At 76.0% G+C, this 24,837-nt stretch carries 20 protein-coding genes; 10 read left to right on the top strand and 10 right to left on the bottom strand.

What is annotated here, in order from left to right; genetic code table 11:
* Positions 1–43: 43 nt before the first annotated feature.
* Positions 44–1,393, bottom strand: coding sequence for an aminotransferase class III-fold pyridoxal phosphate-dependent enzyme (locus tag ACYQBY_RS04735; protein WP_459642674.1), 1,350 nt, complete (start codon positions 1,391–1,393; stop codon positions 44–46).
* Between the two features lie 51 nt (positions 1,394–1,444).
* The gene (locus ACYQBY_RS04730; protein ID WP_459643112.1) at positions 1,445–2,926 is read right to left on the bottom strand and encodes a CoA-acylating methylmalonate-semialdehyde dehydrogenase; all 1,482 of its coding nucleotides are present in this window, start codon (positions 2,924–2,926) and stop codon (positions 1,445–1,447) included.
* 199 nt (positions 2,927–3,125) lie between these two features.
* Here ACYQBY_RS04730 and ACYQBY_RS04725 point away from each other — a divergent pair, with 199 nt between their 5' ends.
* Complete coding sequence (locus tag ACYQBY_RS04725) at positions 3,126–4,850, top strand: PucR family transcriptional regulator (RefSeq protein ID WP_459642673.1); 1,725 nt, start codon at positions 3,126–3,128, stop codon at positions 4,848–4,850.
* A 331-nt stretch (positions 4,851–5,181) separates the two neighbouring features.
* Positions 5,182–7,176, top strand: coding sequence for a hypothetical protein (locus ACYQBY_RS04720; protein WP_459642672.1), 1,995 nt, complete (start codon positions 5,182–5,184; stop codon positions 7,174–7,176).
* A 225-nt stretch (positions 7,177–7,401) separates the two neighbouring features.
* Here ACYQBY_RS04720 and ACYQBY_RS04715 read toward each other — a convergent pair whose 3' ends face one another.
* The gene (locus ACYQBY_RS04715) at positions 7,402–8,619 is read right to left on the bottom strand and encodes a cystathionine gamma-synthase (RefSeq protein ID WP_459642671.1); all 1,218 of its coding nucleotides are present in this window, start codon (positions 8,617–8,619) and stop codon (positions 7,402–7,404) included.
* Positions 8,620–8,693: 74 nt separating this feature from the next.
* On the opposite strand from ACYQBY_RS04715, the gene msrA reads away from it, so the two are divergent.
* Positions 8,694–9,362 (top strand): peptide-methionine (S)-S-oxide reductase MsrA, encoded by a 669-nt coding sequence (gene msrA, locus ACYQBY_RS04710; RefSeq protein WP_459642670.1) that lies wholly within the window; start codon positions 8,694–8,696, stop codon positions 9,360–9,362.
* A gap of 51 nt (positions 9,363–9,413) precedes the next feature.
* On the opposite strand, the gene ACYQBY_RS04705 is transcribed toward msrA, so the two are convergent.
* Together ACYQBY_RS04705 and ACYQBY_RS04700 are read right to left on the bottom strand one after the other, a co-directional pair.
* Positions 9,414–11,579, bottom strand: coding sequence for a transglycosylase domain-containing protein (locus tag ACYQBY_RS04705; RefSeq protein ID WP_459642669.1), 2,166 nt, complete (start codon positions 11,577–11,579; stop codon positions 9,414–9,416).
* Positions 11,580–11,650: 71 nt separating this feature from the next.
* Positions 11,651–12,619, bottom strand: a complete 969-nt coding sequence (locus ACYQBY_RS04700) for an HD domain-containing protein (RefSeq protein ID WP_459642668.1) — start codon at positions 12,617–12,619, stop codon at positions 11,651–11,653.
* A gap of 302 nt (positions 12,620–12,921) precedes the next feature.
* Between ACYQBY_RS04700 and ACYQBY_RS04695 the strand changes: the two genes are divergently transcribed.
* Complete coding sequence (locus ACYQBY_RS04695) at positions 12,922–13,242, top strand: hypothetical protein (protein WP_459642667.1); 321 nt, start codon at positions 12,922–12,924, stop codon at positions 13,240–13,242.
* 141 nt (positions 13,243–13,383) lie between these two features.
* Here the strand turns inward: ACYQBY_RS04695 and ACYQBY_RS04690 are convergent, their stop codons facing one another.
* Genes ACYQBY_RS04690 through ACYQBY_RS04680 form a run of 3 tightly spaced genes read right to left on the bottom strand, consistent with a single transcriptional unit; the run spans position 13,384 to position 16,618 of the window.
* The gene (locus ACYQBY_RS04690) at positions 13,384–14,301 is read right to left on the bottom strand and encodes a sugar phosphate isomerase/epimerase family protein (protein ID WP_459642666.1); all 918 of its coding nucleotides are present in this window, start codon (positions 14,299–14,301) and stop codon (positions 13,384–13,386) included.
* Positions 14,298–15,473 (bottom strand): dihydrodipicolinate synthase family protein, encoded by a 1,176-nt coding sequence (locus ACYQBY_RS04685; RefSeq protein WP_459642665.1) that lies wholly within the window; start codon positions 15,471–15,473, stop codon positions 14,298–14,300. The genes ACYQBY_RS04690 and ACYQBY_RS04685 overlap by 4 nt, the downstream gene beginning before the upstream one ends.
* A complete protein-coding gene (locus ACYQBY_RS04680; RefSeq protein WP_459642664.1) occupies positions 15,470–16,618 on the bottom strand; it encodes a Gfo/Idh/MocA family protein in 1,149 nt (382 codons plus the stop codon). The genes ACYQBY_RS04685 and ACYQBY_RS04680 overlap by 4 nt, the downstream gene beginning before the upstream one ends.
* A gap of 268 nt (positions 16,619–16,886) precedes the next feature.
* Here ACYQBY_RS04680 and ACYQBY_RS04675 point away from each other — a divergent pair, with 268 nt between their 5' ends.
* From ACYQBY_RS04675 to ACYQBY_RS04650, 6 genes are all read left to right on the top strand, one after another.
* Entirely contained in the window at positions 16,887–17,921 is a 1,035-nt protein-coding gene (locus ACYQBY_RS04675; protein ID WP_459642663.1) for a LacI family DNA-binding transcriptional regulator, read from the top strand.
* Between the two features lie 170 nt (positions 17,922–18,091).
* Entirely contained in the window at positions 18,092–19,153 is a 1,062-nt protein-coding gene (locus tag ACYQBY_RS04670; RefSeq protein ID WP_459642662.1) for a secretion protein HlyD, read from the top strand.
* Positions 19,153–19,878, top strand: a complete 726-nt coding sequence (locus ACYQBY_RS04665; RefSeq protein WP_459642661.1) for an ABC transporter ATP-binding protein — start codon at positions 19,153–19,155, stop codon at positions 19,876–19,878. Before ACYQBY_RS04670 ends, ACYQBY_RS04665 begins: the two co-directional genes overlap by 1 nt.
* Positions 19,875–21,098 (top strand): ABC transporter permease, encoded by a 1,224-nt coding sequence (locus tag ACYQBY_RS04660; RefSeq protein ID WP_459642660.1) that lies wholly within the window; start codon positions 19,875–19,877, stop codon positions 21,096–21,098. The genes ACYQBY_RS04665 and ACYQBY_RS04660 overlap by 4 nt, the downstream gene beginning before the upstream one ends.
* A 114-nt stretch (positions 21,099–21,212) precedes the next feature.
* Entirely contained in the window at positions 21,213–22,016 is an 804-nt protein-coding gene (locus ACYQBY_RS04655; RefSeq protein ID WP_459642659.1) for an alpha/beta fold hydrolase, read from the top strand.
* Between the two features lie 21 nt (positions 22,017–22,037).
* Positions 22,038–22,685, top strand: coding sequence for a cyclase family protein (locus ACYQBY_RS04650; protein ID WP_459642658.1), 648 nt, complete (start codon positions 22,038–22,040; stop codon positions 22,683–22,685).
* 11 nt (positions 22,686–22,696) lie between these two features.
* Here the strand turns inward: ACYQBY_RS04650 and ACYQBY_RS04645 are convergent, their stop codons facing one another.
* Positions 22,697–23,170 carry an anthrone oxygenase family protein gene (locus ACYQBY_RS04645; protein WP_459642657.1) on the bottom strand — a complete coding sequence of 158 codons (474 nt, stop codon included), beginning with the start codon at positions 23,168–23,170 and terminating at the stop codon, positions 22,697–22,699.
* Positions 23,167–24,543 (bottom strand): cystathionine beta-synthase, encoded by a 1,377-nt coding sequence (locus tag ACYQBY_RS04640; RefSeq protein ID WP_459642656.1) that lies wholly within the window; start codon positions 24,541–24,543, stop codon positions 23,167–23,169. The genes ACYQBY_RS04645 and ACYQBY_RS04640 overlap by 4 nt, the downstream gene beginning before the upstream one ends.
* Positions 24,544–24,837 lie beyond the last annotated feature (294 nt).

The raw sequence follows: 24,837 nt of genomic DNA, 5'->3' as shown, positions 1-24,837 counted from the left end.
CGGCGCGGCACGGCGCGCGGGTGACCCGCCCGCCCGGAGGTGCTCAGCCGGAGGTGGTGTGCCGGTCCGCGACGGCGAGGGCCGCGTCGAGCACCGCGAGGCCCTCCGCGACCTCCTCGGGGGTGATGGTGCACGGCGGGACCACGTGCAGGCGGTTGAAGTTCGTGAAGGGCAGCACCCCGCCGTCCAGCAGGGCCGCGGTGAGCTGCCCCATGGCCTCGCTGGTGCCGCCGTAGGGGGCGAGCGGTTCGCGGGTCCCCCTGTCGCGCACCAGCTCCAGCGCCCAGAACACCCCGCGCCCGCGGACCTCCCCGATGCTGGGGTGCCGCTCCGCCAGGGCGCGCAGGCCGGGGCCGAGGTGGTCCTCCCCGATGGCGGCGGCGTTCTCCACGATCCCCTCCTCGGCCATGGCGGTGAGGGTGGCCACGGCCGCCGCGCACGCCAGGGGGTGCCCCGAGTAGGTGAGGCCGCCGGGGAAGGGCCGGTCCTCGAACGTCGCGGCGATGTGCGGGGAGATGGCGACCCCGCCCAGCGGCACGTACCCGGAGGTGACGCCCTTGGCGAAGGTCAGCAGGTCGGGGACGACGCCGTCGTGCTCGATCGCGAACCAGCGGCCGGTGCGACCGAAACCGCACATGACCTCGTCGGCGACCAGGACGATGCCGTGCCGGTCGCAGAGCTCGCGGACCCCGGCGAGGTAGCCCGGCGGCGGCACCATGATGCCCGCGGTGCCGGGCACGGGCTCCAGCACGATCGCGGCGATCGTCCCGGGGCCCTCGAACGCGACGACCTGCTCCAGGTGCGCCAGCGCCCTCTCCCGCTCCTCCTCCTCGGTGGTGGCCCAGAACGGCGAGCGGTACGGGAACGGGCCGGAGAAGTGCACGACGCCGGCGCTGCCGGTGTCGCTGGGCCAGCGGCGCGGGTCGCCCGTGAGGTTGACCGCGGTGGTGGTGCCGCCGTGGTACGAGCGGTACTGCGCCAGCACCTTGTGCCGGCCGGTGTGCAGCCGCGCCATGCGGACGGCGTACTCGTTGGCCTCGGCGCCGGCGTTGGTGAAGAACACCTTGTCCAGCTCGCCGGGGGTGCGCTCCGCGATCAGCCGCGCGGCCTCGCTGCGCTGGTCGTTGGCGTGCTGCGGGGCGATGGTGCACAGCACCTCCGCCTGCGCCCTGATCGCGGCGACCACCGTCGGGTGCTGGTGGCCGATGTTGGTGTTCACGAGCTGCGAGGACAGGTCGAGCAGGCGCCGGCCGTGCCCGTCCCAGACGTGGCGGCCCTGCGCGCGGGTGATGACGAGCGGGTCCAGGGAGCCCTGCGCCGACCAGGAGTGGAAGACGTGCCGGCGGTCCAGCTCGTAGGTGCGGCGGGCGGACGGCTCGGTGGGGACGGGCACGTTCTCTCCTCGGCGGGCTGGGGTGCCGGCTGGGGTGCCGGTTCGGGGCGCTCAGGTGTTCTGCGGGAAGCCTAGGTTCAGCCCGCCGTGGGACGGGCCGGGCCAGCGCTCGGTGACCACCTTGCCGCGGGTGAAGAAGTGCACGCCCTCGGTGCCGTGGGCGTGGCTGTCCCCGAACAGGGAGTTCTTCCAGCCGCCGAAGGAGTAGTAGGCCACCGGCACGGGGACGGGCACGTTGACGCCGACCATGCCGACCTCGACCTCGTTGCGGAAGCGGCGGGCCGCGCCGCCGTCGTTGGTGAACACCGCGACGCCGTTGCCGTAGGGGTTGGCGTTGATGAGGTCCAGCCCCTCGGCGTAGGACGCGACGCGCAGCACCGACAGGACCGGCCCGAAGATCTCGTCGGTGTAGACGGGCATGTCGGGCGTCACCCGGTCGAACAGGGTCGGCCCGAGCCAGAAACCCCGCCGGTCCCCGTCGGGCACCACGGTGCGCCCGTCGACGACCAGCTCGGCCCCCGCGGCCTCGCCGGCGTCGACGTAGGAGCGGACCCGGTCGCGGTGGGCGCCGGTGACCAGCGGCCCCATGTCGCAGCCGCGGCGGCCGTCGCCGGTGCGCAGGGTCGCCGTGCGGGCGCGGATCCTGGCGACGAGCTCGTCGGCGACCGGTTCGACGACCACGAGGGCGCTGACGGCCATGCACCGCTCCCCCGCCGAGCCGAACCCCGCGTTCACGGCGGCGTCGGCGGCGAGGTCGAGGTCGGCGTCGGGCAGGACGAGCATGTGGTTCTTCGCCCCGCCCAGGGCCTGCACCCGCTTGCCGGCGGCGGTGCCGCGCTCGTACACGGAGCGGGCGACGGGCGTGGAGCCGACGAAGGAGACCGCCTTCACGTCGGGGTGCTCCAGCAGGGCGCCCACGGCCGCCTCGTCGCCGTGGACGACGTTGAAGACCCCGTCGGGCAGGCCGGCCCGCTGCCACAGCTCCGCGAGGAACACCGCGGCCGAGGGGTCCTTCTCGCTGGGCTTGAGGACGACGGTGTCGCCCGCGGCGATGGCGACGGGGAAGAACCACATCGGGACCATGGCGGGGAAGTTGAAGGGGCTGACCACGGCGACGACGCCGAGCGGCTGGCGGATGGAGAACACGTCGACGCCCGTGGAGGCGTTCTCGCTGAAACCCCCCTTGAGCAGGTGCGGGACACCGCAGGCGAACTCGACGACCTCCAGGCCGCGGGCGACCTCCCCGGCGGCGTCGGCCAGGACCTTGCCGTGCTCGGCGGTGATGATCGCGGCGAGCTCGTCGCGGTGCGCGGAGAGCAGCTCGCGGAAGGCGAAGAGGACCTGCGTGCGCCGCGCCAGGGAGGTGTCGCGCCAGCCGGGGAACGCGGCCTTCGCGGCGGCGACCGCGGCGTCCACGTCGGCGGCACCGGCGAGCACCACCCGCCGGGTCACCCGCCCCGTGGCCGGGTCGTGCACGTCACCGGTGCGCCCGCCCGTGCCGGCGGTGGGGGCACCGGCGACCCAGTGCCGCACGAGCGGCGGAGCGGTGGCGTCCTGCACGACGGTGGGCTGGTCGGCGGTCGTGGTCACGAGGCCTCCTCGGATGTGCCGGGACGCCCGCCCCGGCGCGCCGAGCGTGGCACCCCGGGCGCTCCCGCGGAACCGACACCGTGTCAGCCGAACGACGCTCCGGCCGACAGGCCGTCGGGTGGCGGCCTCCTAGACTCCCCCGGTGCCGACGACCCTCGCCGACGTGCTCGGCCTCGACGTGCTGCGCACCGGGGCCCCCGAGGTCGTCACCGGCGCCGACCGGCTCGACGTCCCCGTGCGGTGGGTGCACGTCGGGGAGGTCGCCGACCTCACCGGCCTCCTGCAGGGCGGGGAGCTCATCCTCAGCACGGGCATGGCCCTGGCCGACGGCGGCGCCGCGGCCGCCGACCTGGCTGGGTACGTCGCCAACCTGCACGCCGCCGGGGCGTGCGGCCTGGTCGTGGAGCTCGGCCCCGCCCTGCCCGCGCTGCCCGCCGGGCTGGTGCGCGCGGCCCGGCGCCTGGGGCTGCCCGTCGTCGCCCTGCACCGCCGGGTCCGCTTCGTCGCCGTCACCGAGGCCGTGCACGCCCGCCTCCTCGACGAGCAAGCCGCCCTGCTGCGGCTGTCCCAGCAGGCGCACGACGTCCTGTCCCCCCTGAGCACCGAGGGGGCCGGTGCCGAGGAGATCGTGGCCCGCACCGCCGGCCTGGCCGGGGGCGCCGTCGTCCTGGAGGACCTGTCCCACCACGTCGTCGCGTTCGCCGCGCACGGCGAGGCCGCGGCCGGGCTGCTGCGCGACTGGGAGCACCGCTCCCGCCTCGCCGTGGGACCGGCCACCGGGCCCGGTGCGCCGCACGCCGGGGACACCGCCGCCACCGGCCGCCGCGGGCCGGAGCGCTGGCTGACGACCCCCGTCGGGCCCCGCCGGCAGCGCTGGGGCCGCCTCGTGCTGCCGGGCGCCGGCACCCTCGACGACCCCTCGGCGGGCATGGTCCTGGAGCGCGCCGCGGAGGCCCTGACCGTCGACCGGCTCGTCGAGCGCGACCAGGTGGGGCTGCGCCACCGCGCGGAGGGGGAACTGCTGGCCGACCTGGTGCGCGGCACCGCGGACGCCGCGGAGCTCGCCGCCCGGGCCGGCGCGCTCGGGGTGCCGGCCGCCCGCGCCTGGCTGGCGGTGGCGTTCGCCGACACCCCCGCGCCCGGTGCCGCGCCGGGCCCCGTGCCGGGGAGCCGGGGGCGCGGCGCGGACGCCCTCGCCGTGCACCGCCGCGACGCCGCGCTGGCCGAGCGGGTCTCCGCCGCCGTGCGCACCCAGCGCGCCGCGGCCCTCGTCTCCCCCGTCGACGCCGGTGTCGTCACGGCCCTGGTGGCGCTGACGACCGCGCGGCAGGAGGTGGCCGAGCGGGTCCTCACCGGGCTGCTGGACGCCCTGGAGCCGGGGGCGGTGCTGACCTCGCGGGCGGTGGGGGTGGGCGCGGTGGCCTCCTCGCTGGTGTCCGCGGGCGCGGCGCTGGCCGAGGCCCGGCACGTCGCCGAGGTCGCGGCGGCCACGATGCCGGCGGCCGGGGCGGTGGCGGCCCCCGGCGCGCGGCGGCGCTGGTACCGCGGCACGGACCTGCGCCTGCGGGGGGTGCTGACGCTGCTGCGGGAGGAGCCGCGGCTGCTCTCGTTCGCCGAGGCGGAGCTCGGGCGGCTGCTCGTGCACGAGGACGCCGCACGGCTGCTGCCGCTGCTGCGGGCGTTCCTGGAGTGCGCGGGCAACCGCAGCGAGCTGGCGCGGCGCAGCCACCTGAGCCGCCCGGCGCTGTACGACCGGCTGGCGGTGCTGCGGCGCGTCCTCGGCGTCGACCTGGACGACGGGGAGTCCCGCGCCTCCCTGCACGTGGCCCTCCTCCTGCGGGACGTGCGCGCCGCCCGGCGCCCGTGAGGCCCCCCTCCCCCGCCCCCGCCCCTCTCCCGCCCCCGCCCCTCTCCGGGTTTCGGCGCACCCGGGACCCCTCCTTCCCGCCCATCTCCGGGTCTCGGCGCACCCGGGACCCCTCCCTCCCGCCCATCTCCGGGTTTCGGCGCACCCGGGACCCCTCCCTCCCGCCCGTCTCCGGGTCTCGGCGCACCCGGGGACCCCCGATCCCGCCCATCTCCGGAGATGGGCGGGGATCGGGACCCCTCCTGGCGCCCGAACCCGGAGAAGGGCGGTGCGCACCCGGGCACCCGGGCACCCGGGCGCGCGGGGCGGGGAGGCGGCGTAGCGTGCGGGCATGACCGAGCCCCGCCCGGGACGGCGCCGCGCCGGCCGGTACCGCTACGGCGCCTGGCACGGCGGCCCCGACCCCCTCGCCCCGCCCTACGACGTGCGCGCCGCACTGGACCGGGTGGGCCGGGAGGTCCTCGGCGGCGGCAGCCTGCGCGACGCCCTGCGCGAGATGGTGCGCCGCGGCCCCGACGGCGGGCGCGGCCTGGAGGAGCTGCGCGCCCGGGCCCAGCGGCTGCGGCGCGAGGCCCAGCGCCGCGGCGACCTCGACGGCGCGGTGACCCGGGCCCGCGCGCAGCTGGACCAGGCGCTGGCGGCGGAGCGGGCGGAGCTGGCCGGGCGCGAGGACGACGACGCCCGCTTCGCCGAGGCCCGCCTCGACGCCCTGCCCCGCTCCACCTCGCAGGCCGTGCGGGAGCTCGCCGACTACGAGTGGGCCTCGGAGGAGGCCCGCGCCGCGTACCAGCAGATCCTCGACGGGTTGCGCTCGGACGTGCTGGACCACCAGTTCCGCGGCCTGCGCGACGCCCTGGAGAACGGCGGCGGTCAGGAGCGGGTGAAGGACATGCTCGCGGACCTGAACCGGCTGCTGGACCGGCACGCCCGCGGGGAGGACACCGCCGAGGAGTTCGCGCGGTTCAAAGAGGAGCACGGCGACCTCTTCGGGGACGACCCGCAGGACGTCGACGAGCTGGTGGACTCCCTGGCGCGCAGGGCCGCGGCGGCGCAGCGGCTGATGCAGTCGCTCTCCCCGCAGCAGCGCGAGGAGCTGGGCTCGCTCATGGCACAGGCGATGGGCGACCCGGACCTGCAGGCCCAGCTGATGGCGCTGGGCGACAACCTGCGCGCGCTGCGCCCGGACCTGGACTGGTCCCGGCGGCAGCGGGTGCAGGGGCCGCCGGGCTCGGAACCGCTGGGCTACGCCGACGCCGCCGGGGCGCTGGAGGAGCTCGCGGAGCTGGACGAGCTGGTCGACGCCCTCGGGCAGGAGCACCCGGGCGCGACGCTGGACGACGTGGACGTGGACGCGGTGGAGCGCCAGCTGGGGCGGGCCGCGGCGGACGACGTGCGGCGGCTGCGGGAGCTGGAGCGGGAGCTGCAGCGGCAGGGCTGGGTCACGCCGTCGGCGCAGGGCCTGACGCTCTCGCCGAAGGCGCTGCGGCGACTGGGGCAGACGGCGCTGCAGCGGGTGTTCTCCCGGGCGCTGACCGGCCGGCGCGGGGACCACGACGACCGCGACGCAGGCGCCTCGGGCGAGCCGACGGGCGCGTCGCGGCAGTGGCGCTTCGGCGACGAGCAGCCCCTGGACGTGGTGCGGACGGTGTCGAACGCCGTGCGCCGCAGCGGGACGACGGGCGCGGGCGGGGTGCGGCTGTCGTGGGAGGACTTCGAGGTCGTCGAGACGGAGCGGCGCGCCTCCGCGGCGGTCGCCCTGTGCGTGGACCTGTCGTACTCGATGGCGGTGGAGGGTCGCTGGGGCCCGATGAAGGAGACGGCGCTGGCGCTGTCGCACCTGCTGAGCACGAGGTTCCCGCAGGACGCCCTGCAGATCGTGGGTTTCGGGCTGCACGCGATGCCGATGAACCTGGCGGAGCTGGCGGCGGTCGAGCCGGACTACGTGCAGGGCACGAACCTGCAGCACGCGCTCAGCCTGGCCCGGCGGCACCTGCGGCGGCACGCGGACTCCGAGCCGGTGGTGCTGGTCGTCACCGACGGTGAGCCGACCGCGCACCTGGTCGGCGGGGAGGCGACGTTCGCGTGGCCGCCGACGCCGCACACGGTGCGGGCGACGCTGGCGGAGGTGGACCAGCTGACCCGGTTCGGGGCGACGGTGAACTTCTTCATGCTGGGCGAGGACGTGGGTCTGCGCCGGTTCGTGGACGCGGTCGCGCGGCGCAACGGTGGGCGGGTCCTGACCCCGAGCCCGGAGCGGCTCGGGGAGTACGTGGTGGACGACTACCTGCGGGCCCGCTCGGGCCGGCGGGGACGCCGCGCCTCCTGACCTGCGCGGCGGGTCCTGCCCTGCACTGAGCCGCCCGGGTCGTGGAGACGTTGCGCGCGCGACACGCGGGCCTGTCCCCGCGGAACGTCCCCGCCCCGGGCGCGCGTCACGTGGAGGGGGACCTCCCGCGCGCGACACGCGGGCGTGTCGCAGCGGAACGTCCCCGCCCCGGGCGCAGCCGCGCCCCGCCCCGGGCGCAGCCGCGCCCGCCCAGGGCCCCGGCCCTCAGCCCAGGGCGCGCTCGAGGTCCGCGATGAGGTCGTCGGCGTCCTCGATGCCCACGGACAGGCGCACCAGGTCGTCCGGCACCTCCAGCGGGGAGCCCGCGGTGGAGGCGTGCGTCATGCGCCCGGGGTGCTCGATGAGGGACTCGACCCCGCCGAGGGACTCCCCCAGGGTGAACAGTTCCGCGCCCTTGCAGACCTGCAGGGCGTCCTCGGCGCTGCGCGTGCGGAAGCTCACCATGCCGCCGAAGCGGCGCATCTGCTTCGCCGCGACCTCGTGGTTGGGGTGCGAGGCCAGGCCCGGGTAGAGGATCTGCGTCACCCGGGGGTGGGCGGCGAGGAACTCCACGATCTTCTCGGCGTTGTCGCTGTGCCGCTCCATGCGGACGCTGAGGGTCTTCAGGCCGCGCTGCACGAGCCAGGAGTCGAACGGCCCCGGCACGGCGCCCATCGCGTTCTGGTGGAAGCCGACCCGCTCGGCGAGGGTGGAGCCGCGGCCGTCGTCGCCGTCGCGCAGGACCACCGCGCCGCCGACGACGTCGGAGTGCCCGCCGGCGTACTTCGTCGTGGAGTGCACGACGACGTCGGCGCCCAGGACGAGCGGGGTCTGCAGGTAGGGCGTGGCGAAGGTGTTGTCCACGACGAGCAGCGCGCCGGCGTCGTGGGCGATCTCGGCGAGGGCGGCGATGTCGCCGATCGTCAGCAGCGGGTTCGTGGGCGTCTCCACCCACAGCAGCCGGGTGCGACCGGGCCGCACGGCGGCGCGCACGGTGTCGAGGTCGGCGATGTTGGCCGGGGTGTGCTCCACGCCCCACGGCCCGGCGACCTTGTGGATCAGCCGGTAGGTGCCGCCGTAGGCGTCGTTGGGGACGACGACGTGGTCCCCGGGGCGGCACAGCGCCCGCAGGAGGGTGTCCTCGGCGGCCAGGCCGGAGGCGAAGGCGTACCCGGCGTCGCCCTGCTCCAGGGAGGCGATCTGCTCCTCCAGCGCGCTGCGCGTGGGGTTGCCGGAGCGGGAGTACTCGTACCCGGTGCCCAGGCCGGTCCGCAGGCCGCCCACGCCGTCCTGCTTGTAGGTGGAGACCTGGTAGATCGGGGTGACGACCGCGCCGGTGGCGGGGTCGGCCTCCTGCCCGGCGTGGATGGCGCGGGTGGAGAAGCCGGGCAGCCGGGCGCCGTCGGGGGCCTGGGACGCGGGCGTCGGGGTGTCAGCGGTCACGCGGACGAGCCTAACCGCCGGGAACGACCTGGCCCTCCGCGTGGTTGGAGCAGGCAGGCAGCGAGAGGAGCACCGTGTTCGGCAACCCGTTCAAGACCCGTCTGGTGACCGCGGAGGAGGCCCTGCCGGGCCGGGCCACCCGCCCGTTCACCGTCCCGCGGGACCACCTCGTCCTGGGCACCCCGCTGGAGGGCCCGTGGCCGGAGGGCACCGAGGTGCTCCACGTGGCGATGGGCTGCTTCTGGGGTGCCGAGCGCATCTTCTGGCAGCTCCCCGGGGTCGTCACCACCGCCGCCGGCTACATGGGCGGTTTCACCCCCAACCCGACGTACGAGGAGTCCTGCACGGGGCGCACCGGCCACGCCGAGGCCGTCCTGATCGCCTACGACCCCGCGGTCACCGGCCCGGAGCAGCTGCTGAAGGTGTTCTGGGAGAACCACGACCCGACGCAGGGCTTCCGCCAGGGCAACGACCGGGGCACCGAGTACCGCTCGGCGGTGTACTGGACGACGGACGCGCAGGCCGCCGCCGTGGAGGCGACGCGGGAGTCCTTCCAGCGGACCCTGACGCAGAACGGCCTCGGGCGGATCACCGCGGAGCTGCGCCCGGCGGCGGAGGCGGGGCCGTTCTGGTACGCGGAGGAGTACCACCAGCAGTACCTGGCGAAGAACCCGTCCGGCTACTGCAACCACGGCCCCAACGGCATGACGTGCCAGATCGGCGTGGCCACCGTCGAGGGCTGAGCGGGACCGCGGCGCGTGCGGGGTGCCACCCCGCGCGCGTCGCGCCCGGTGTCAGCCCCCCGGTGCGGGCGGCGGGGGCGGTGCCGCGCCGGGGAACGGCTGCACCGGCAGGCCGAGGGCCGCGGAGGCGCCGCCGACGCTCTCGCGCCAGATCGGCGCCGCCACCGTGCCGCCGTAGACGGGGTCGCGGGAGACGCCGTTGATGGGCACCCCGTTGAGGCTCTTGCTGCCGGAGGCGTGCCCCACCCAGACCGCCGAGGCCAGCTGCGCGGTGTAGCCCGCGAACCACACGTCGGTGCTGTTGTTCGTGGTGCCGGTCTTGCCCGCGACGGGCCGGTCGAGCCGGGCCGCCTGGCCGGTCCCGCCGGCCACGACGTCCTGCAGCGCGGAGGTCACCGCCCGCGCCACGCCCGGGTCGAGGACCTGGGCGCACTCCGCGCCCGGCACCGGCAGCGGCTTACCGTCGCGGTCGAGCACCCGGTCGATGGCGACCGGCCGGCAGAACCTGCCGTCGGCGGCGAAGGCCGCGTACGCCCCCGCCATGCTCAGCGGGGAGACGGGGTTCACGCCCAGGGTCAGGGCCGGGAAGACGTGCAGGTCGGTGGTGGGCGGCTGCCCCTCGACCTTCACGTCGGGTGCGGCGAGCGTGACCCCGAGCGCCTGCGCCGTCCTGGCGATGCTGCACAGGTCGAGCTGCTTCTCCATCGCCACGTACGCCGTGTTCACCGACAGCCGGGTGGCCTCCCGGACCGTCATCGGCCCGGACTCGCCGCTCTCGGCGTTGCCGTAGCGGTAGGTCTCCCCGCGCATCGGGCGCCCGCAGGCGCGGAACGCGCTGAACGGGTCCTCCCCGCGCTCGGGGGCGACGATGACGTCCTCCAGCGACCGGCCCGTCTGCAGCCACTCGGCGAGGGTGAAGACCTTGAACGAGGAGCCGGTCTGGAAACCGCTGCCACCGCCGCGGGCGCGCTCGACGTTGTAGTTCACCATCGTCACGCCGACCTTCGACTCGTCCGGCGAGAACGTGGTGTCCTGCGCCATGGCGAGGATGCGGCCGGTCCCGGCCTCGACGACGGAGGACGCCGCCCGCACCGGCTGTCCCGGCGCGACACCGCGGTTCACGGCGTCGGAGGTGATCTGCTGCACCCTGGGGTCCAGGGTGGTGGTGACCTCCAGCCCGCCGGTGCGCAGGGTCTTGCGCCGGTCCTCCTCGGTGGCGCCGAAGGCGGGGTCGGCCAGCAGGATGCGGGTCACGTAGTCGCAGAAGTACGCCGCGGCACCCGCGCCGATGCAGCCGCGCCGGTCGCGCTGGACGTTGAGGACGACGGGCGCGGCGACGGCCGCGGCGTGCTCGGCCTCGTCGATGCGGCCGAGGTCGCGCATGCGCGTCAGCACCACGTCGCGGCGCTCCTTCGCCGCCTCGGGCTCGGCGATCGGGTCGAACTGCGCGGGGTTCTGCACCATCCCGGCGAGGAGGGCGGCCTCCGGCAGGGCCAGCTCCCGCGCGGGCCTGCCGAAGTAGAAGCGCGAGGCGGCCTCGACGCCGTAGACGTTGTTGGAGAAGAACACGATGTTGAGGTAGCCGGCGAGGATGTCGTCCTTGGACATCCTGCGCTCCACCCCCACCGCGAGCTTCATCTCGCGGAGCTTGCGGGCGTACCCCTCGCTGCCCTCGGCGGCCACGGCGTCCTGGGCGGACTCCCGGTCCTCGCGCGCCACGGCCTCCTGCACGAGGACGTTCTTGACGTACTGCTGCGTGATGGTGGAGGCGCCCTGCGTCTCGCCGCCCCCGGCGACGTTGTTCACCAGGGCCCGCCCGATGCCGCGCACGTCGACGGGCCCGTGCTCGTAGAACCGGTCGTCCTCGATGGCGAGGATGGCCTCGCGCATCGCGGGGGCGATGTCCTGCAGGGGGACGACGATGCGGTCCTGCTCGTAGACGCGCGCCATGAGGGAGCCGTCGGCGTAGAGGATGCTCGTGGGCTCGGGGACCGCGGTGTCGTCCATGGCCACGGGCAGGGACTCGAAGACGTCCACGCCGCGGCGGGTCAGCAGCCCTGCGGCCGCCGCCGTGGGCACGGCCAGACCGGCGGCCACCACGCCCGCCGCGGTGCTCACCGCGGCGAAGGCGGCCAGGAGCCGGAGGCTGGAACGGCGGGCCGCCGGGGGGTCGGCGACCGCCTCCCCGGGCTCTGGTTCCGGGCCGGGGGCGTCCACGGGACAAGCCAATCACCAAGTCGCCGAACCCGCTCCCCGAGCGCCCGCGGGGGTGTCCGCACGGTGTCCGCTCAGCTGCAGCCGCACTCCAGGGCCAGCGCCGCGGGGATGCTGGTGAGCACCGCCTCGGGGGAGTCCGCCACGTCCGGGGCCACGGCCCGCAGGCACGCGAGGACCCCCGGCGCGGGGTCGAGCAGCAGCACGCGCGGGAAGCACGAGCGTGCGGCCTCGGCGAGGTGCGCGGCGCCCTCCCGGTCCACGGCGCGCAGCAGCGCGAGATCGCAGACGAGGGTGTGCGCGCCGTCCGCGAGCGCGTCGGCGAGGGCCTCGCGCGCCGCGGTGAGGGTGGCGCCGGTGTCCAGGGCACCCTCGAAGCGCAGCACGGTCGTGCAGGAGAGCCGGACGGGGGTGACGTGCAGCGGCTCGGGGTGCGGGCGGCCCCGCGAGACGCGCCGCAGGGTGCGCAGTACGGCGGCGAAGATGTCGGCGCGCGCCTCGGTGCGGGCCCGGGCGACGACGCTGTCCGCACCGTGCCGGCTGATGATTTCCCGCAGGCGGGGGCCGGGGTCGACGGTCTCCCCGCGCGGGCCCGTGGTGATGTCGCAGTAGGTCAGCGCGTCGGCCACGGCCCCGTCCGGCACGCCCAGCCCGGCCAGTTCGGCGTCCAGGCCCCGGTGCCGCGCCTCGACGGCGGCGCCGGAGTGGTGGGCGACGAGGGCGGCCAGCTCCGGCTCGCCGAGGCGCAGCAGGTGCCGGGCGCCGTCGAGCGGGTGGAACCCGGTGTCCACGAGGGCCGGTGAGTAGCCGATGTCGTGCAGGTAGGCCGCGGCGACGAGCAGCTCCGCCTCCCGGGGGGAGAACCCCGGGGCGGCCCACCAGGCGTGGATGGCGACCTCCTGGGTGTGGTCCCAGCGCACGGGCAGGTCGGCGAGCAGCCGGCCGGCCTCGCCCGCGGCCCAGAGCACCAGGTCGCGCCGCTCGGGAGGACGGTGCGCGGGAGCGGGCGGGCACGCCGTCTGGACCGTGGTGGACGCGGACATGAACGCATGGTGGCGTGTCCGGCGGTCCTGCGCAGCCCTTCACCGGGGGGTGTCGCCCCTGCGCGAGGCCTCGTCGGCGCACCGTCGAACCGCACTCACGGTGGGTGAGTTCCCGGTGGTCCGGCGGCCTTCACGACTGGAGCGCGGCGGGCACCGGTCGGGGAGCGACCGGGCGCGGAAGACCGGCAGCCGGGGCTCGACCGGGCCGGGCAACCCCGGGCGCAGGTACCTCAGCGCGTGGACGACCGGAGGGCGGCACATGCCGACCTACCTCCAGGTAAGCTCAGGAGGCTGTTTACTTGATGCAGTCGTTCGACTACTTGGTGCTACTGGTCGTGGAGGTCCGCATGCCCTGGGTCACCGAGGAGGACCGCGTGGTCCTCGAGTACGTCACCGCCTGGTACGAGGACCACCGCGGTGCCCTCCCGGCCAGCCGGGTGGCCGAGGCGACCGGCCTGCCGTGCGAGACGGTCCGCGCGGCCGCCGGCGTCCTGGCCCTCGCGGCGGGCCTGCGCATCTCCCCCGCCCGCTACCACGGCGGCGCGTGCGACGTGCTCTTCATTGACGCCCCGCCCCACGCCCGGCACGTCCTCGACCTCACCGGGGTGGACCGGGACGCCTGACCGGGGCGCCTGACCGGGGCGCCTGACCGGGGCGCTCCTCCGCGGGTACCGCGTCCTGCCCGGCCCACGGCCTGCCCGTCCGGCGCGGCGCACGACGACGGCGCCCCGGTCCAGGTGGACCGGGGCGCCGTCGTCGTGCGGTCAGCCGAGGTGCACCAGCTCCACGTAGCGGCGCAGGACCGTGGCGACGACCTCGTCGGGGTCGGCGGCCCACACGTCGGCGTGGAAGATCTCCGTCTCCACGTCCCCGCGGTAGCCAGCGGCGTGCACCGCCGCGGAGATCGCGGGGAAGTCGATGTGGCCGTCGCCCATCATCCCCCGCGCGAGCAGCGTGTCCGCGGGCAGCGGCGTGATCCAGTCGCACACCTGGTAGCTGGCGATGCGCTCGCCCGCGCGGGCGATCTGCCGCGGCAGGTCCGGGTCCCAGAAGACGTGGAAGGTGTCGACCACGACGCCGACCTGCTCGACGGGGAACTGCGCCGCCATGTCCACGGCCTGCCCGAGCGTGGAGATCACCGCGCGGTCCGCGACGTACATGGGGTGCAGGGGCTCCAGGGCCAGGCGCACGCCCCGCTCCCCCGCGTAGGGGGCGAGCTCGCCGATCGCGTCGGCCACCCGCTGCCGGGCGGCGGGCAGGTCCTTGGACCCGGCGGGCAGCCCGCCGACGACCATGACGAGGCAGTCCGTGCCCAGCGCCGCGGCCTCGTCGACGGCCAGGCGGTTGTCCCGCAGCGCCTCGGCGCGCTCCTCGGCGCCGGAGGCGGTCAGGAAACCCCCCCGGCACAGCGAGGACACCCGCAGGCCCGCGTCCCGCACGAGCCGCACGGCGCTCTCCAGCCCGACCTCGTGGAGCCGGTCGCGCCACACCCCGATCGCCGGGACGCCCGCGCGGCGGCAGACGTCCACCGCGTCCGCCAGGCCGATGTGCTTGGTGGTGGCCTGGTTCAGCGAGAACCGCGCGAGGCGGGGGTCCCCCGGCCGCGGCGTGGGCACCGCGGCCGGCAGCCCGGAGGGGACGTCCACGGCCGCGACCTGCGCACCCTCCTGCACGGCGGTCACGCGTCGAACCCGTGCACGGACAGGTACCGGCGCATCCGCTCGGTGGCCAGCTGCGGGTCGGCGAGCAGCCCCGCCTCGTCGGCCAGCCGGAACGTCTCGGCCTGGTGCACGGCGCTGCGGGCGCTGTGCAGGCCGCCGACCATCGCGTAACCGGGCTGCAGGCCGTTGAGCCAGGCCAGGAACGCGATGCCGGACTTGTAGTAGTACGTCGGCGCGCCGAAGACGTGGCGGGCCAGCTCCAGCGTCGGCTTCAGCGCCGCCTCGTACCCGGCGGTGTCGTCGCGGTCCAGGGCCTGCAGGGCGGTGGAGGCGGCCGGGGCGATCGCGGCGAAGATGCCGAGCAGGGCGTCGGAGTCGTGCTCGCCGTCGCCCAGGATCAGCTCGGGGTAGTTGAAGTCGTCGCCCGTGTAGACGCGGACGCCCGCGGGCAGCAGTCGGCGCAGGCCGGCCTCGTGCTGGGCGTCGAGCAGGGACACCTTCACCCCGTCGACCTTGTCCGCGTTCTCCCGCACGAGGCGGACGAACGACTCCGTCGCGGTGGCCACGTCGTCGGCGCCCCAGTAGCCCGCCAGCGCCGGGTCGAACATCGGCCCGAGCCAGTGCAGGATCACCTTCCCCGACGCCTGGCGCAGCAGGGCCGAGTACACCGAGGCGTACTCCTCGGCGCTCGTGGCGGTGGCGGCGAGCTGGCGGCTGGCCATGAGGATGACCTGCGCGCCGGCGCCCTCGACCACGGCGAGCTGCTCCTCGTAGGCGGCCTGCACGGTCGCGAGGGTGGACGGGCCGGCGGGCAGGTGGTCGGTGCCGGCGCCCGCGGCGATGCGGCCGCCGGCGGCGTTCGCCTCGGCGGCGCTGCGGCGGATCAGCTCCTGCGTGGCGGGCCAGTCCAGGCCCATGCCGCGCTGGGCGGTGTCCATGGCCTCGGCGACGCCCAGGCCCCAGGACCACAGCTCGCGGCGGAAGGCGAGGGTGGAGTCCCAGTCGACGTCGGCCGGGGCGCCGGGGACGTTCTCGGCGCCGGCCCGCGGCACGACGTGGGCGGCGGCGAAGGCGCGGCGGCTGCGGATCGGGCCGGTGGGCCGCTCCCACGTACCCGGGGTGCGCAGGGTGTGCTCCCGCAGGGTGAGCGACCCGTCCGCGGCGCGCTGCGGGAGCCTCAGCGCGGGGCTCACAGCTCGATCCCCGGCAGCGTGAGGCGGCGGCCCTGCGCGGAGGAGGCCAGACCGGTCTCGGCCAGGCGCACGCCGCGGGCACCGGCGAGGAAGTCGTACGGGTGCGGCGCGTCCTCCACGACGTGGCGGACGAACTGCTCCCACTGGACCTTGAACCCGTTGTCGAACTCGGTGTTGTCCGGCACCGTCAGCCAGTCGCCGCGGTAGTCGTGCTGCTCGGGCAGGTCGGGGTTCCACACGGCCTTCGGGGTGGCGCTGCGCGGCTGGACGCGGCAGCCCCACAGCCCGGCGACGGCGCTGCCGTGGGTGCCGTCCACCTGGAACTCCACGAGCTCGTCGCGGTCGACGCGCACGGTCCAGGAGGAGTTGAGCTGGGCGATGATGCCGCCCTCGAGCTCGAAGATGGCGTAGGCCGCGTCGTCGGCGGTGGCCTTGTACTCCTCGCCCCTCTCGTCGTACCGCACGGGGACGTGGGTGACGGCGCGGGCGGTGACGGCCTCGACCGGGGCGAGGATCTGCTCCAGGACGTAGTTCCAGTGGCAGAACATGTCCGCGACGATCCCGCCGCCGTCCTCGGCGCGGTAGTTCCAGCTCGGCCGCTGCGCCGGCTGCCAGTCGCCCTCGAACACCCAGTACCCGAACTCACCGCGCACGGAGAGGATCTGCCCGAAGAAGCCGGAGTCCACCAGCCGCTTGAGCTTGACCAGGCCGGGCAGGAAGAGCTTGTCGTGCACGACGCCGTTCTTGACCCCGGCGGCGGTGGCGAGGCGGGCCAGCTCGACGGCCTCCTCGAGGGTCTCGGCGGTCGGCTTCTCGGTGTAGACGTGCTTGCCCGCGGCGATGGCGCGGGTGATGGACTCCTTGCGCACGGCGGTGAGCTGCGCGTCGAAGTAGACCGGGTAGGACTCGTCGCCGAGCACCGAGTCGAGGTCGGTGGTCCAGTTCGTGAGGCCGTGGCGCTCGGCGATCTCGGCCAGCTTCGCGGCGTTGCGGCCGACGAGGACGGGCTCGAGCTGGACGCGGCTGCCGTCGGACAGCTCCACCCCGCCCTGCTCCCGGATGGCGAGGACCGAGCGCACCAGGTGCTGGCGGTACCCCATCCTCCCGGTGACCCCGTTCATCACGATCCCGAGCTGCTGCGTCATCGCGGCCTCCGTGTGTGCTCGTGCGGCACGGCCGTGCGGCACGGATGGTTGGAAAGCGTTTGCCCGGCCACGTTAGGCCGGTTCGGCACGACGGCGCAAGCACTTGCCCCTGTTCGGGGAGCGCTCCGTGGGGGATCATGGGCAAGCGCATACCCGCCACCGCGCCGACGGCTCCCGTGCCACCATGTGCGCGCACCTCCGGTGACCGGTGGCACGACCGCCGCCGACGGCTCCCACCCACCCGACCCGAACCGCCCGGAGGCCCGCCATGACGACCCGGAGGCCGATCACCCTGGCCGACGTGGCCCGCAGCGCGGGGGTCTCCCTCGCGACCGCCTCCCGGGCCCTCAACGGCAGTGCGCGCGTCGTGCGCCCCGACCTCGCCGAGCGCGTCACCGCGGCCGCCGCCGAGCTCGGCTACGTGCCCGACCCCGTCGCGCAGTCCCTGGCGCGCAAGTCCAGCAACCTGGTCGGGCTGATCGTCCACGACATCGCCGACCCGTTCTTCAGCTCCATCGCCGCCGGCGCGATGCGCGTCGCCGACGAGCAGGACCTCGTCCTGACCCTGGGCGCCACCGGCCGCGACCCGCGCCGCGAGCTCGCCCTCGTCACGACGATGCGGCTGCAGCGGGCGCGGGCCCTGGTCCTGGTCGGCAGCCGCCTCACCGGTGACCCCGGCGCCGAGGAGCGGCTCGCCGAGGAGCTGCGCTCCTTCGCCGCCGGCGGTGGGCGCGTCTGCTCCGTGCGCCAGCCGGGCCTGCCCGGGGACGTCGTGCAGCCGGACAACCGCGGCGGCGCCCGCCAGCTCGCCGCGGCCCTCGCCGGGCTCGGGCACCGGCACGCCGCGGTGATCGCCGGGCCGGAGGGCGTGGCGACCTCCGAGGACCGGCTGGCCGGCTTCCGCGAGGGGATGGCCGCCGCGGGCGTCGACCCCGCGGGCGTGCGCGTCCTGCGGGGGCGGTTCGACCGCGACGGCGGGTACGCCGCCGGGGCGGAGCTGGCCGCCGACCTCGGGCGGACGACGTGCGTCTTCGCCCTCAGCGACGTCATGGCGCTCGGCGCGGTGGCGGCGCTGCGCGAGCGCGGGGTCTCGGTGCCGCACGACGTGTCCGTGGCCGGCTTCGACGACGTCCCCACCCTGCGCGACACCGTGCCGTCGCTGTCGACCGTGCGCATCCCGCTGGAGGAGATCGGGGAGCAGGCCGCGCGCCTGGCCCTGGACGGCGCCGAGCCGGGCCGGCACCTGGTGGTCCCCGCCGAGGTCGTCCTGCGCGCCAGCACCGCCCCGCCGCGCCCGTCCTGACGACCCCCCGCGGCGCCCGATCCGTTGAGCGCGCAAGCGGTTTCACCGCGAGCGACCGCCCGGTGACGACTTGGTGAAAGCGCCGGGGAGGCCCCACGGCCGCTGCTAGCTTGCGAACCCGTCTCAACCGCCGGGTGCGCCGACACCCGGGACCCGACCTGAGGTGAACCGTGGGCACCGTCCGCACCATCGTCTTCCCGGCACTGCGACTGCTCGTGTGGTTCGTCATCGCCGTCTGCCTCGTCTACATCGCCTTCTTCCGCGGCGCCCCGGACGCCAGCAGCGACCCGGCCCGCCCGTCGGCCACCATCACCGCCCCGGAGACGACGGTGGCCCGCGGCGACGTCGTCAACCTCGTCACCCTCAGCGGGACCGTCACCGAGGACCCCGCCACGACGGTGAAGTCCACCGCGGCCGGCACCGTCGGCAAGCTGCGGGTGGAGGTCGGCGACGCGGTCGACAAGGGCGACCCGCTGTTCACCGTCGTCGTGCCGGTGGAGGAGACGGCGGCGCCGGTGCCCCCGCCCGCAGACCCCGCGGCGCCCCCGGCCCCCGCGCCGAAGCCGAGGACGAAGACCGTCACCGTGACCGCCACCGCCGCGGGCACCGTCGCCACCCTCGACGTCCTCCCCCAGCAGTCCGTCGAGATCGGGACCGCGGTCGCCACCCTCAGCCCCGGCGTCCTGAGGATCAGCGCCCCGCTGACGCAGCAGGACCAGTACCGCCTCCTCCAGCCGCCCACCCTGGCCAAGGTCACCGTGCCCGGCGGGCCCGGTTCCTTCGACTGCGGCGAGCTGCGCACCGGCCGCCCCGCCGGCGCGGCCCCGGCACCGCAGGACCCCTCGGTGCCGCCCGGGATGGACACGGGGATGGACCCCGCCGCCACCCCCACCGGCGCCACCCTCACCTGCCGGGTGCCGGACACCGTGCCGGTGTTCGCCGGCGCCACCGCCAGCGTGGAGGTCACCGCCGGCGAGGCGCGCGGCGTCCTCGTCGTCCCGGTGACCGCGGTCAAGGGCACCACCGGCACCGGCACCGTCTGGGTGCTCGGCGACGACCCCGCCGACACCGAGGGCCTGGAGACGCCCGTCACCCTGGGCCTCACCGACGGGCAGAACGTCGAGGTCCGCGCGGGCCTCGCCGAGGGCGCGCGCATCCTGCAGTTCGTCCCGAACTCCGACGAGGTGCCGATGGGCCCCGACGGGGGCATGGGCCCCGGGATGGGCTACTGATGGGCCTGCTGCACCTGCAGGACGTCAGCCGCTCGGTGCCGCTGCCCGACGGCACCACCCTGCACATCCTCACGGGCGTGGACCTCGACGTGGAACCCGGCGAGCACATCGCCATCGTCGGCCGCTCGGGGTCGGGCAAGTCCACGCTGCTCAACCTCATGGGCCTGCTGGACTCCCCCACCTCCGGCACGTACCTGCTCGACGGCCGCCCCGTCGAGGGGCTCGGGCAGCGCGCGATGGCGCGCCTGCGCGGCGCCACCTTCGGGTTCGTGTTCCAGCAGTTCAACCTGCTGCCCGGGCGCACGGCGACGGAGAACGTGGCCTCCCCGCTGCTGTACGGCTCCGCGCGGGAGTTCTTCGGCCGCAGGCGGATCGCGCGGGAGATGCTGGAGCGCGTCGGCCTCGGCCACCGCCTCGACACCATGCCGGAGAAGCTCTCCGGCGGTGAGCAGCAGCGCGTCGCCCTCGCCCGCAGCCTCGTGCGCCGCCCGCGCGTCCTGCTCGCGGACGAGCCCACCGGCGCCCTCGACGTCGACACCGGCAGCGCCGTGATGGACGTGCTGGAGTCCCTCGTCACCGAGCACGGCACCACCCTGGTCACCATCACCCACGACCTGTCCGTCGCCGCGCGCGCCGACCGGCAGTTCCGCCTCGACCACGGCGTGCTCAGCGAGGTGCCCGCCTCGAGCATGCCGGCGCTCACGGCCTCCCGGAGCGGCACGTGACCGGCGTCCTCGCGGCCCTCACCGAGGCCTGGGGCGAGCTGCGCGTCCACCGCGTCCGGGTGGTCCTCGCCCTCGTCGGGGTGTTCCTCGCCGTGTTCGCCATGACGACCATCACGGCCGTCGGCAACATGGCCCGCCAGATGATCCTGGAGGAGGGCGAGCGCACCGGCGGCCGCCCCGCCAGCCTCCAGGTGTCGATGTACTCGATGTCCGGGCAGCCCGACGCGCGCGCCGCCGTGCGGATGGAGGAGGCGGCGCGGCAGACCGTGGACCGCTACGACATCCGCTGGGCCGGCCTCGTCGGCCAGCAGCGCCAGCTCGTGGCCCGCCTCCCGCAGGGCGCGCAGCACCTCTCGGTGTGGACCGTCGACCCCTCCTACGGCACGATGCACCGGCTCGTGCCCGACGCCGGGCGCTGGTTCACCGAGGCGGACGCGGACCTGCTGTCCCCCGCGGTCGTCGTCAACGAGGTCATGGCCGCCACCCTCGGCGGCTTCGACCCGGTGAGCCCGCCGACGGTCGTCCTCAGCGGCGGGACCGGGCCCCTGACGGCCACCGTCGTCGGCGTCGCCGACGTCCCGTGGACGGGCCCCGAGCAGCCGGCGGCCTATGTGCTCAACGCCGCCGCCCCCCGCCTCTTCAGCCCCGAGGTGCTGGCGCAGCAGACCCCCACCCTGGAGGTGTGGGTCCCGGACGCGGACGCCGAGGAGCTGCAGGGCCTGCTGGTGCGCGACCTCAAGGCGGCGCTGCCCGGCTACCAGGTGGACGCCTACCGGCAGGACAGCGCCGAGGAGGCGAAGATCCTCGGCTACATCCTCGACTACGGGGTGCGCGGCGTCGGGATCTTCGCGCTGGTCCTCGGCGGCCTCGGCGTCCTCAACGTCGGTCTGGTCACCGTGCGCCAGCGCATCCGGGAGATCGGCGTGCGCCGCAGCTTCGGGGCCACCTCCGGGCGGGTGTTCACCGCGGTGCTGCTGGAGAGCGTCTGCGCCACCGCGCTCACCGGCGCCCTCGCCGTCGCGCTGTCCGTGGCGCTCGTGGAGAACCTGCCGATCGACCTGCTCACCCAGGGGCAGCTCTCCCTGACCGACGTGCCCTCCTTCCCGTTCAGCGCCGCGCTGGAGGGGTTCCTCGCCGCCACCGCCATCGGCGCCCTCGCCGGGGTCGTCCCGGCCGTGGTGGCCGTCCGGGCGAAGGTCATCGACGCCATCCGCTACTGAGCACCCGCAGGACCCGCCGGCCCCGGAGCGATGAGTTCCGGGGCCGGCGTGCGTCCACCCCTGCACGAGGCCCGGCCACCGGCGGGGCCCGGGCACCGACGCGGGAGGAACCCCATGACCACGCTCCACACCACGCCCGCCACCACGCCCGGCACCGTGCGCTCGGTGGACGGCACCACCCTCGCCTACGAGAGCTGCGGCAGCGGTCCGGTCCTGGTGGTCGTGGACGGCGCCACCGGCCACCGGGCCTGCGGCGGCGGCCGGGGCCTGGCCCCGCACCTGGCGGCGGACCTCACCGTCGTCGCGTACGACCGGCGCGGCCGGGGCGGCTCCTCGGACACCGCGCCGTACGCGGTGCAGCGGGAGGTGGAGGACCTCGCCGCGCTGATCGGCGCCGTGGGCGGGGAGGCGTTCCTCTACGGCATCTCCTCCGGCGGCTGCCTGTCGCTGCTGGCCGCCGCCGCGGGCCTACCCGTGCGGCGCCTCGCGGTGTTCGAGGCACCCGTGGACGACGCGCGCGACCCGGTGGCGGACCACGCCCTGCGCACCACGATCGCGGACCTCGCGGCCGCCGGGCGCCGCGGCGAGGCCGTCGCGACGTTCCAGCGCGCCTGCGGCGTTCCCGAGGAGGTCGTGCAGCAGTACGCCCCCTCCCGGGGACCGGCGGAGGCCGTGGCGCACACCATCCCCTACGACCTGGCCGTGTGCGAGGCCACCTCCACCGGCGTCGTGCGGCGCGTGCCCGTCCCCGCGCTCGTCCTCGACAGCGCCGGCAGCGGCGCGGGGCTCACCGGCTGGTTCGCGACGGTGGTCGGCGCCCTGCCGCACGGGGAGCACCGCAGCCTCCGCGGGCAGTGGCACCGCGTCGCCGACGAGGACCTGGCGCCCGTGCTGCGGGAGTTCCTGCTGCGCGGGTGAGCGCCGCGCCAGGATGCACGGGTGTTCCTCGACCTGACCCAGCCGATGACCCCGGGCATGCCCGTGTACCCGGGCGACCCGGAGTTCCGCTCCACCCCGGCCGCCACCCTGCAACGGGACGGGTGCAACGTCCTCGCCCTGCACCTCGGCTCGCACACCGGCACCCACGTCGACGTGCCGTTCCACGTGCGGGCCGACGGCGCCCGGCTCGACGAGGTCCCCCTGGAGCGCCTGGGCGGCCCGGCGGTCGTGGTGGACGTGCGCGACACCGCCGCGCGGGAGGGCATCGGCTGGGAGCGCCTGGCCCCGCACGCCGCCCGCTTCCGGCCCGGCGCGGTGGTGCTGCTGCACACCGGCTGGTCGCGGCACTGGGGGGCTCCCGGCTACGGGGCGCACCCGTGGCTGGAGCCCGGCGCGGCCGCCCGCCTCGTGGCCGCGGGGGTGCGCTCGCTCGGCGTGGACTGCCTCAGCCCGGACCCGCCCGGATCCCTCGGCGTGCACACGGCCGTCCTGGGCGCCGGGGGGATCCTCGTGGAGAACCTCACCGGGCTGGAGCGGCTCGACTGCCTGGCCGATCCGCACGTGGCGTTCTTCCCCCTGCCGCTGGCCGGGGCGGACGGGGCACCGGTGCGGGCCGTGGCGTGGGCGGGCCGCACGCCCGGGCGGTGAGGACCGGGCCGTCAGCCGGAGCGGGCGCTCCGCGGGGCGGCGAGCGTGCACGCCAGCGCCGCCGCCACGGCCAGGCGCCGCCGGGTGTGGGCCCGCTCCCAGGCCGCCCGGTCCTCGCGCCACCCGGCGGGCTCGACGTCCGGCGACCAGGACCGCAGCCGGCGGTTGACCGGCACGTTCTCCCGCACCGTGACCGCGACGGCGACCGCGACGGCGCCGACGGCCGCAGCCCGCAGCAGGGCCGGCGCGCCGCCGCGGGAGGTCGCGACGGCGGCGGCGCCCGTGGCGGCGCTGAGGACCGACAGGGCCGGGGCCAGCCGCCGCATCACCGCGTCCACGCGCACCTGGTGCGTCACGTAGTCGCGGTAGCCGCTGCCCGTGCGCCGCCGGGTGAAGGGGTCCGGGACGATCGCCGCGAACAGCACGGCGGTCGCCGCGGTGTGGACGGCGGCGGCGCGCCGGGACGTGCGCGGTGCGGCGCTCACGAGGCGATGAAGCCCAGCAGGTCGTGGCGCGTCACCACGCCCACCGGCTTGCCCTCCTCCACCACCAGCACCGCGTCGGCCTTCTCCAGCACCGCCCGCGTCTCCTCCAGCGACTGCCCCGCACCGATCAGCGGCAGCCCCTGCCCCATGTGCTTGGCGACCGGGTCGGCCAGGCTGGCGCGGCCGGAGAACACCGCGTCCAGCAGCTCCCGCTCGCTCACCGCCCCGGCCACCTCCCCGGCCATCACCGGCGGCTCGGCACCCACCACCGGCATCTGCGAGACGCCGTACTCGCGCAGGATCGAGATGGCGTCGTGGACGGTCTCGTTGGGGTGGGTGTGCACCAGGGCGGGGATGCCGCCCGTCTTGGACCGCAGCACGTCCCCCGCGGTGCTCGTGCCGTCCTGGCTCAGGAACCCGTAGGACGACATCCACGTGTCGCTGAAGATCTTGCCGAGGTAGCCGCGCCCGCCGTCCGGCAGGAGCACCACCACCACGTCGTCGGGCCCGAGCCCCTCCGCCACGCGCAGGGCCGCCACGACCGCCATCCCGCAGGAGCCACCCACGAGCAGCCCCTCCTCGCGCGCCAGGCGGCGGGTCATCGCGAAGGAGTCCGCGTCGGAGACTGCCACGATCTCGTCGGCGACGGCGCGGTCGTAGGCGTCCGGCCAGAAGTCCTCCCCGACACCCTCCACGAGGTACGGGCGGCCCGTGCCGCCGGAGTACACCGAGCCCTCGGGGTCCGCGCCGACGACCCGCACCGGCCCGCCGGGGCGGTCCGCCGAGGCGTCCTTGAGGTAGTTGCCCGTCCCGGAGATCGTGCCGCCGGTGCCGACGCCCGTCACGAAGTGCGTGACGCGCCCGTCGGTGTCGTTCCAGATCTCCGGGCCCGTGGTGGCGTAGTGGCTCGCCGGCCCCTCCGGGTTGGCGTACTGGTTCGGCTTCCACGCCCCGGGGATCTCCCGGGCCAGCCGGTCGGAGACGGAGTAGTAGGAGCTGGGGTCCTCCGGTGCCACGGCGGTGGGGCAGACGACGACCTCCGCCCCGTACGCCTGGAGCACGTTGCGCTTGTCGACCCCCACCTTGTCGGGGCAGACGAACACGCACCGGTAGCCGCGCTGCTGCGCGACGAGGGCCAGGCCCACCCCGGTGTTGCCGCTCGTGGGCTCCACGATGGTCCCGCCCGGCTCCAGCAGCCCGTCGCGCTCGGCGGCGTCGATCATCCGCACGGCGATGCGGTCCTTCACGGACCCACCGGGGTTGAGGTACTCGACCTTCGCGAGCACCGTGCACGCCAGGCCCTCGGTGACCCGGTTGAGCTTGACGAGCGGCGTGCCGCCGACGAGGTCGACGACGGATTCGGCGTAGCGCATGGGCTCATCGTCCCAGAGAGGGGCCGGACCCTCCCTGCCCGCCCGTCCCCCCTGCCCGCCCGTCCTCCCTGCCCGCCCGTCCTCCCTGCCCGCCCGTCCTCCCTGCCCGCCCGTCCCCCGCTACCCGCCCGTCCCCCGCTGCCCGCCCGTCTCCGGGTCTGGGTGGTCCGGGGCGGCCTCGGTCGCGCCCGAACCCGGAGAAGGGCGGACACAGACCGGTCCCAGCGCGCCCAGACCCGGAGAAGGGCGGACACAGACCGGTCCCAGCGCGCCCAGACCCGGAGAAGGGCGGAC

Source organism: Kineococcus anabasis (assembly GCF_054590795.1).
This window is presented reverse-complemented; position numbering and strand designations above follow the sequence as displayed.